This is a genomic window from Microbacterium sp. 22296, assembly GCF_052045385.1.
Taxonomy (GTDB): domain Bacteria; phylum Actinomycetota; class Actinomycetes; order Actinomycetales; family Microbacteriaceae; genus Microbacterium.
On the sequence record NZ_JBQEOS010000015.1, the window covers coordinates 22786 to 31826 of the forward strand.

The 9041-nt window shown below is 69.0% G+C and carries 5 protein-coding genes; 2 read left to right on the forward strand and 3 right to left on the reverse strand.

The genetic code is table 11. The features are described from left to right. Positions 1–40: 40 nt before the first annotated feature. Positions 41–334, reverse strand: coding sequence for a hypothetical protein (locus tag ACTJJP_RS17075; protein ID WP_440776182.1), 294 nt, complete (start codon positions 332–334; stop codon positions 41–43). Between the two features lie 2 nt (positions 335–336). Here ACTJJP_RS17075 and ACTJJP_RS17080 point away from each other — a divergent pair, with 2 nt between their 5' ends. Continuing rightward, positions 337–3285 (forward strand): immunoglobulin-like domain-containing protein, encoded by a 2949-nt coding sequence (locus ACTJJP_RS17080; protein ID WP_440776183.1) that lies wholly within the window; start codon positions 337–339, stop codon positions 3283–3285. Between the two features lie 216 nt (positions 3286–3501). Continuing rightward, complete coding sequence (locus ACTJJP_RS17085) at positions 3502–7083, forward strand: LamG-like jellyroll fold domain-containing protein (RefSeq protein WP_440776184.1); 3582 nt, start codon at positions 3502–3504, stop codon at positions 7081–7083. A 161-nt stretch (positions 7084–7244) separates the two neighbouring features. Here the strand turns inward: ACTJJP_RS17085 and ACTJJP_RS17090 are convergent, their stop codons facing one another. After that, a complete protein-coding gene (locus ACTJJP_RS17090; protein WP_440776185.1) occupies positions 7245–8276 on the reverse strand; it encodes a LacI family DNA-binding transcriptional regulator in 1032 nt (343 codons plus the stop codon). 86 nt (positions 8277–8362) lie between these two features. Then, a complete protein-coding gene (locus ACTJJP_RS17095; RefSeq protein ID WP_440776186.1) occupies positions 8363–9001 on the reverse strand; it encodes a hypothetical protein in 639 nt (212 codons plus the stop codon). Between the last annotated feature and the right edge of the window lie 40 nt (positions 9002–9041).

Genomic DNA, 9041 nt, shown 5'->3' on the forward strand with positions numbered 1-9041 from the left:
CGCCTCATCACCCCGGACGAGCGGGAGAGGGACGCGGTTCTCACGAAGCGCGAACGTCGATGTTGGCGCTAACACTTTGCTTGTGTTCACTGTGCCGCAACCGGTTCGACGAGTCAAGCATCAGCACGCTCGCGGAAGTCGCCACGCCGCAGCCGACGGCGCCCATGGCGGTGTGCGGTTGCAAACGTGAGGCGACGGCCGTGGCGATAAGCAGTACCACAGCGGTCTTGTTAGCGGAAACAAGAACGGATATATTCGAGTCGCAGTACATCCGAATCGGTTCGACGACGAACCACTGGAACGCGTCATTGGAGACCGTCTCCCGAAAGGACACACATGTTGTCTGACCACCCGCCCGCCCGCTTCGCGCGGATTCGACCCCCGCGTCGCGCGCTCGCCCTCTCGCTCGCTGCCGTGTGCCTCGGGGCGATGCTCTCTCCCGCTACCGCAGCGGCTGCGGCCGAGACGGCGCCCACACCCATCCTCGAATACACCTTCGACAACATCGACGCGAGCCCCGCCAATGGCGCTCTCATCGCCGACGTCGCCCCGGGAAACCGCCCCGGCACCGTCGTGAACGGCGGCTCGTCACGCGTCGCCGGCGCCAGCGGCGCGTCGGGAGACGGGGCGCTGTCACTGCCCGGCGGTGCCAGCACCGCCGCCGCGCCCCATGTGCGTGTGGCCCCCGGTCTCATTCCGGCGGGCACGACCGACGTGACGATGTCGGCATGGATCCGCTGGAGCGGCGCGCCGCAGTGCACCTGGCCGTTCACGCTCGGATCCAGCGTGAACGCCCACATCCTGGCCACTACGCAGTGCGGTACCTCCGGGTACGGCGCCATCAAGAACGGCTCCGAGGTGCGCGCCTCGGGCACGGCTCCGGTCGCCGCGTCGCGATGGGTGCATATGGCCGTCGTCGTGACCGGCGGCAAGACCGTCCAGACCTTCCTCGACGGCGCCCTCGTGGGTGAGGCCGCGACAAACTACAACGCGTCGGCGGCAATCGGCAGCTCGACGTTCTCGGGGTATCTCGGCAAGTCGTTCTACGGTCCCGACGCCTACTGGGCCGGCGCCATCGACGACGTGAAGGTGTGGACCTCGGCGCTGTCCGCGGGCCAGTTGCAGCAGACAGAGAGCGATGTGCACGCGGGTATCGCGCGCGGCGACGCCGCCGTCTCGCTCGGCGACACCTCGAACGTCACCTCCGACCTCACGCTGCCGACCACCGGCGCGGGCGGGTCGAGTATCTTGTGGACCTCCAGCAACCCCGGCGTCGTCAGCAGCGCGGGAGCGGTCGTCCGCCCCACCGCGGGCTCGGGCGACGCCACCGCGATCCTGACGCCCACCGCCACCCATGGTGGCGCCGCGGTTGCGGGTCCGGCCATCACGGTGAAGGTTCCCGCATACGCCCAGGGCGATAGCGCTCAGGCCGAGCTTGCCCGCGCCGTGGCCGACGGTCTCGCCGCCGAGGCCGCCCTGGCCGGGCCCATCCGCGGCAGTATCACCCTGCCGACGACCGGCGCCGACGTGACCGCCACCGCCACGCGCTCAGGCGCGGCGAACGCCGCCATCGCGTGGGCGTCGTCGAACGAGACGATCATCTCCACGACCGACAAGGGCACCGCCCCGAACATCGTCGCCAAGGGCGCCGTCACACGCCCCGCCGCTGACACGCAGGTCACCCTGACCGCAACGGTCACCGTCGCCGGCGCCCAGCCGGTGGAGCGAGTGCTGCCGCGCACGGTTCCCGCTGCGACTCCCGTTGCCGCGAGCGACCTCGACGCCTACCTCTTCGCATACTTCACCGGTGACAACGTCGAGGGCGAGAAGATCCGTTTCGCGACCTCGGACGGTAACGACTCGCTGCGCTGGAAGACGCTGAACGACGCGCAGCCCGTCCTGAGCTCGACCAAGGGTACGAAGGGTCTGCGCGACCCGTTCATCCTGCGGTCCAAGGAGGGCGACCGGTTCTTCCTGCTCGCCACCGATCTCTCGGTCGGAACCTCGGGCTGGGGCGGCGCGACCGATCGCGGCAGCCACCACCTCGAGATCTGGGAGTCCACCGACCTCGTCAACTGGGGCGAGCAACGTCACATCGAGGTCAACCTGCCCAACGCGGGCATGACCTGGGCCCCCGAGGCGATCTACGACGAGAGCATCGAGGCCTACACCGTCTACTGGACGTCGACGCTGTTCACCGACGGCGCCGCCCGCAACACCCCTGACGGCAACGGGCCGCAGATCCTCATCTCGACGACACGCGACTTCCGCGACTTCACCACTCCCCAGCCGTGGTTCAAAGCCGCCGACCTGTCGCAGCTCAACGCCGGCAACGGTCTGATCGACTCCACCGTGCTGAAGGAGGGCGACACCTACTACCGCTTCACCAAGGCGACGGAGCGGTCCGGCTGCGCCTCCCCCGACATCATCGGACAGAAGTCGAACAACCTTCGCGCGACCACGGCATCCGGTACCTGGTCCCTCATCGACACCTGCATCGGCCGGACGGCCGGGACCCCCGAAGTCGAGGGACCGGAGATCTTCAAGGCCAACGAAGGCGATCGAGCCGGCTACAAATACTTCCTGTGGGTCGACAATTACGGCGGCCGCGGCTACATCCCGCTCGGCACCAACTCCCTCGAGGGCGACATCCAGTGGACGATCCCGAGCAGCTTCTCGCTGCCGGCGTCGCCGCGCCACGGCTCGATCCTCGCCATCACCGCGAAGGAGCGCGACGTCCTGGCCGCGACGTGGAACCCCTCACTGCTCGTGACCTCGGTCGATCCGGTCGCGGCCAGCACCCAGGCGGGCTCCACCGAGGTCTCGCTCCCCGGCACGGTGCAGGCGACATTCAAAGACGGACACCGCGAGACCGTCGCCGTCACCTGGGAGAAGGCCGATCTGTCGTCGCTGAAGAAGGCCGGTGACACCGTCCAGGTGCGCGGACAGCTCGCCAACTCGGCCGGGACGCCGGCGATTGCGACCATCACCGCGACGGCTCCTCCGGGGCCGGCCGTAAGCGCCGTGGCATCCACGCGATGCATCGCGGGCAAGGCGGCCGTCACCACGCGGGCGACGAATGACAGCGACGCCGCCGCCGACCTCACCGTCCGCACGGCGTGGGGCACCAAGACACACAACGCCGTCGCCCCCGGAGCCTCCGTCTCGACGGTCACCACCGTCCGCGCGACGACATTCGCGGCCGGTTCGGTCGAAGTAACGTCCGAGGGAGCCTCGGGCACGCGCACGATCACCGCCGCCTACACCGCCATCACCTGCAAGTGACGCGGATCGGTTCCGTCCTGTGAACGAGGGGTGGGGAGAGCGAGACGCCCTCCCCACCCCTTCGCATCCCGCCGACCGGCACCACCGCTCGGCCGTGCGGAGTCCCATCCGATCTCACATCGGCCGGAGTCCGCACGCCCCATCCGTTCCCGCCCGCGCTGGTCTTCGCGCTCGGGGCCGGTTCGTCATACCCAGCCCTGCACGGAAGTGAACTCCATGCGATCTCATCGTTATCTTTCCTTCTTGATGTCGGCGATGCTGCCGCTGAGCACCGTCGCTCTCGTCGCGAGTCCCGCCGCCGCGGCCACCGCGTCGCCGATCCTCTCCTACGACTTCTCCTCCGCCACCGCCGCCGGCTCCGCGCTCGCAGCCGGAACCTCGATCGCGGACGGAGCCGGCACTCATCCCGGCACCGTGCGCGGATCCGGGGCCACCTCGGTCACCGGACCGCGCGGGGGCTCGGACCGCGCCATCGAGCTCCCCGGCGGACAGGCCGGGTCAGCTGCAGCGTTCGTCGAGATCGCGCCAGGACTGACGTCCTCCTCGACCACCGACGTGACGATGTCGGCGTGGATGCGCTGGGACGGCAATCAGAGCTGCGCCTGGGCCTACACCCTCGGGCAGTCCACCGACCGCTATCTGTTCGCCACACCCCAGTGCGGCGGTCAGCTGATCGGCGCGGTCAAGAGCGGCTCCGAGCAGCGCGCCACAGCCCCCGGTCCTGCCGCCGTGGGTCGGTGGAGTCACGTGGCTGTCGTCCTGCGCAGCGGCGTGAGCGTGTCGACCTTCGTCGACGGCGCCCTGGTGGCGACCACTCCGACCTCGGTCACGGGCGCTGCGACCGTCGGCACGACATCGTTCTCCGGCCTGCTGGGCAAGTCGTTCTACGGCCCCGACCCCTTCTTCGCGGGCGCACTCGACGACGTCCACGTCTACGGCCAGGCCCTCTCCCCTGAACAGATCAAGGAGGATGCCGCGCCGGCGGCGACCGCGATCGTCGAGGCCGACGCGGCGGCGACCCGACCTCCCGTGTCGGGCCCGGTGACGACCGACATCGCGCTGCCCACGAGCGGTCCCGGTGGGTCGACCATCACGTGGACCAGCAGCGACACCGCGGTGATCAGCGACACGGGCGCGGTACGTCGTCCCGCGGCCGGCTCTCCCGATGCGGTCGTGACCCTCACCCCGACCGCGTCTCTCGCCGGTGCCCGTGCGACAGGCTCACCCGTCAGCGTCACCGTGACGGCCGACTCGGCCGCGGATGCGACGGAGCGTCTGCGCACCTCACTCGTCGTGCCTCCCGTGGTGTCCTCCGGCACCGCCCTCCCCGAAGCGCCGGGATACTCCATCACGTGGAGCGCCGACGGCGCAGCCCTGCCGAGCGGGGTGCTCACCAACTCCACCGCCGCCGACCGCGCCGTTCAGGTGACCGCCGAGGTCAAGATCGGTGCGACCACGATAACCAAGTCGTTCGCGGTGACGGTGCTGAGCGCCAGCACCGGCCGACAGATCGTCTCGTATACGCGGACCCCCACGGGTGAGCGCGCCGCCAACACGGATGCGGTCGCCCGCAGCCTGCATCTGGCGATCGGGACGTCGGTCGCAGACGCCGCCCCGCTGTACAAGAACGGCGGAGTGGTCTTCGCCGAGGGCGAGTTCTTCGCCGTCGACCGCATCGACCATCGCGGGATGTCCGACCCCTCGCTGTTCACCTTCGCCGACGGCACGATCGGCGTCATCGCCACCCGTGTGCTGCAGGGCGGCGGTGCCGACGGTACGCAGACCTCGAGCGCGCTGGTGTTCAAAGCCAAGGATGCCGCCGCAACCGACTTCGAGGAGCTCGGTCTGCTCGATCTGGGAACGACGTCGGGAGTCGTCCAGCCCCGCGCGGTGTACGACACCGACCAGAAGCGATATGTCGTGTCCTGGACGGATTCGACCGGCGCCGCCCGGTCGACGACCGTAGACGACCTGGCGCGCACCGAGCTGCGGACGGCGCCGTTCTGGCCGCTCGATGACGGCAAGCGCTCCCGGGTCGTCACCGCGGGCAACGTGGGCGCCGTGCGCGCGGGTGCCGCGCTCACGGTGAGCACCCCCGACCTGTCGGGCTTCGCCGCGCGCGTCCCCGACGCACGCCCCGCCAGCACGCTCCCGGTCTCGGCGGCGACCGCCTCGTCGCTCTCGAACCGTCTCGGACGCATCGTCAACACGGCCGTCGAGGTCGCCCCCTTGACGATCTCCCAGGGCCAGGCGTCCACGCTCGCGCAGACCAAGGCCGAGCTGTCGTACTCCGACGGGTCCACCGCCTCGTTGGGTGTCGACTGGAACGCCGACGATGTCGCGCGCGTGTCCGGTGCCGCTCCCGGGACCTACACGATCACCGGCACGGTGCGTCAACGCGCGTACGCCGAACCCTTCGCGTACAACCGGGCCGATCCGACGATGTACCGCTACGAGCGCAACGGCAGGGTGCAGTACCTGTTCATCGCGACCGATGACACCAACAACAACAACATCGCCTCGCAGCACCTCCCCATCCGTGTGGCCGACACCATCGACGCTCTCGCCGATGACAACGGCGGCCGTTCTATCGAGGTCGACCTGCTGAACCGCAACACCCGGGGCGACCGCACCGCTGAGGGTCGGGTGATCGCCGGATGCTATTGGGCACCCGAGATCCATGAGATCGGCGGCAAGCTGTCGATCCTGTTCGCGCCGTGCTTCAACCCCGACAACGACCAATCGACGCAGGGCGGCGAATGGTTCACGGTGCAGGCGCACATCATGCAGCTGCGCGACGGCGGCAATCCGGCCGATCCGGCTGATTGGTCCACGCCCAGCGCAATCCTCAAGGCGGACAACACTCCCCTGGGCCGCGCCGAGTTCGGTCGCAACATCAGCCTCGACATGACGTACTTCGAATCGGGCGGGCAGGCGTACTACGCCTGGTCGCAGCGGTACACCCCGCAGGGTGCGGCGATCAGCGATCCCGCAACGTGGATCGCGAAGGTCGATCCGGCCGCGCCGACGCGCGTCATCGGGGAGCCGGTACCGATCATCGTGCCCTCGGTGTCGTTCGAAGAGAAGCTGGCCGAGGGTGCCTTCGCCATCCAACGGGACGGCCGCATCACCCTGATCTACTCGAGCGACGGCGTCAGCCCGAAGTACATCGTGGGCGGCGCCTGGGCTGACGAGGCCAGCGACCTCACCGACATCGACAATTGGCACAAGTACGACATGCCTTTGCTGAAGAGCGCACCTATGCCCGACGGGGTGACGGACTACCGCACCTACGAGCAGGGTCCGGGACACGGTTCGGTCACGACGGACGAGGACGGTAACGACCTGTACGTCTACCACACGTGGGGTGACGGCGTGGGTGGCAACGGTCGGGACACACGCATCGTGCGCATCCACTACGCCGCCGACGACCGCCCCGTCTTCGATATGACGCGTGACGAGGAAGTGCTTCCGTCATTGCGAACGGTCACTGCCACCGTCACCGTCTTGGCCCCGCTCACGACGACCGCCCGGACCTCGTGCGTCGCAGGCAAGGTCGTCCTGGCCGGCACGGTCGCGAACACCGGCTCGACCGCGGCCTCGGTGAAGTTGTCGTCCGCACACGGGTCGAAGGATCTCGGCACCCTGCAGCCGGGAGCCCGCGCTTCCGCCGTCTTCACCGCGCGCACCGCCTCGGTGGCCGCGGGCTCGATAACGGTCACGGCGACGACCGCGGTCGACGGCAAGACGTTCACAACGGAGACCACTGCGCCCTACGCGGCTCGATCCTGCCGATAGAGACGCGGCCGGAGAGCGATCCGGGGGGAACGGTTGNCCGGCGCCCGGGTCTGCCGCGGGTGTGCCGCCGACCCGAGGTCGGCCATTCTCGGCTCACCCGCGAAGGGTTCGACGTGATGAGCTGGTGTCGCTCCTCCCGGACCGTCGTCGGATTGCGCATGCTACTCGGAGCATCGGTCCGACACCGAGCCGGTGGATTCGCGCACGATGACCCGCGGCTTTATGGTGTCGTGGCTGGGCGCGGTTCTGCCTTCGATCGCGGACACGAGCTGCTGCAACGCGAACGTACCGAGCTCGGCGAAGTCCTGACGCACTGTGGTCAGCGGGGGCAGGAAGTGCCGCGCATTGGGAAGGTCATCGAAGCCGACGACGCTCACGTCCTCGGGGACGCGGACGCCGCGTCGGTGCAACCCATGGATGACGCCGAGGGCGATCTGGTCGTTCGCCGAGAACACCGCGGTGGTCTCCCCCAGCTCGAAGGACTGACCGAACTCGAACCCGAAGTCCGAGGTCCAGTTGCCGACGACGTACGGCCCCTCCGGCAACCCCGCTTCGGCGAGGCACTCGCGCCAGCCTTGCGCGCGCTCACGGGCGTCCAACCAATCCATCGGCCCGGCCACGTGCGCGATCGTACGGTGACCCCGATCGATAAGGTGCTGGACGGCCAACCGCGCTCCCATGCGCTGGTCGACACCGACCGTGTGCCACGACGGATCGGCCTCCGCCTTGATGACGATCGTGGGCAGCCCTGTCGTCTGCTGACGCAACAGATCCAGCGACGACTCCCGGGGAGCGATCACGCACAGCGCGTCGACCCCCTGGGTCACCAGCTCCATCACACCGGAATCGATCTGCGACGCATCGTCATCGCCGATCGAGAACGCGCTCACCGCGTACCCGACCTCACGCGCGGCCTTCTCGATCGCCCGCAACGTGCTGTTCGGACCGTTCTGCACGGGGCCGTCGATGAGCACACCGATCCGCCGGGCGCGGCGGGTGGCGAGGGCGAAGGCGGTCCAGCTCCGTCTGTAGTTCAAGTCGTCGATGGCCTGCAGCACGCGCGCACGCGTGCTCTCGGAGATCTTGGAATGGCCGTTCAGCACCCGCGATACCGACATGTGCGAGACCCCCGCGCGACGCGCGACGTCGTAGATACTGGGCCGGCGTCCGTGGCCGTCGGAAGGCTGCGTCATTCGCTCATCTGCGTGGTGTGGAAAGGCGGGCCGAGACCCTCGGAGGGGACTCGGCCCGCTTGTGCGGGGAACTCACGCGGGACGGTTCAGAACACGTCCTCGAAGAGGGACAGGGTCAGCTTCGACGTGTACGCACCCGGGGTGACTCCGGCGTCGGTCTTCAACACCAGCGCCGCGTCGGCGGTCCACGAGGACTCCCCGCCTTCCTTCACGGTCTTCGACTCGAGAGCGGTGTACAGCAGCTCCTTGTCGACGAGGCCGACCGCGTCGTCGCCGGTGTCCTCGGAGGTGCCGACCGGCTCGCCCTCGGTCACGAGACCGGTGTCGCCCCCGTCGATGAGCTTCGGGGTCCAGCCGAGGTGGTCGGGGGAGATCGTGGCGCCACCGGGGCCGGTGAACGCCGAGGCCTGACCGACGACGTACCAGAAGTGATCCGCCGGGATGTCGGCGACGTCACGGGTGTCGGTGACGGTCACGGTGGGCAGGGCACCGTCGAACTGGCGCACCTGGGCGTCACCGGATGCCGACTCCGTCAGCGTGGCGGAGGTACCGGCCACCGTCAGGCTCAGGCTGCCCGGGCCCACGACCGGGGCGATCTGCACGTTGACGTCGACGTCGGAGCCGTCGACCTCGGCGGCGAACGCCGCACCCGCCGTGCCCACGAGCACCAGACCACCGGCAGCGGCCACGGCGATACGAGCCGCGGCACCCTTGGAAAACTTCATTGTGTACTCCGTTTCTTCGTCCGACACCGACGTCGAACGA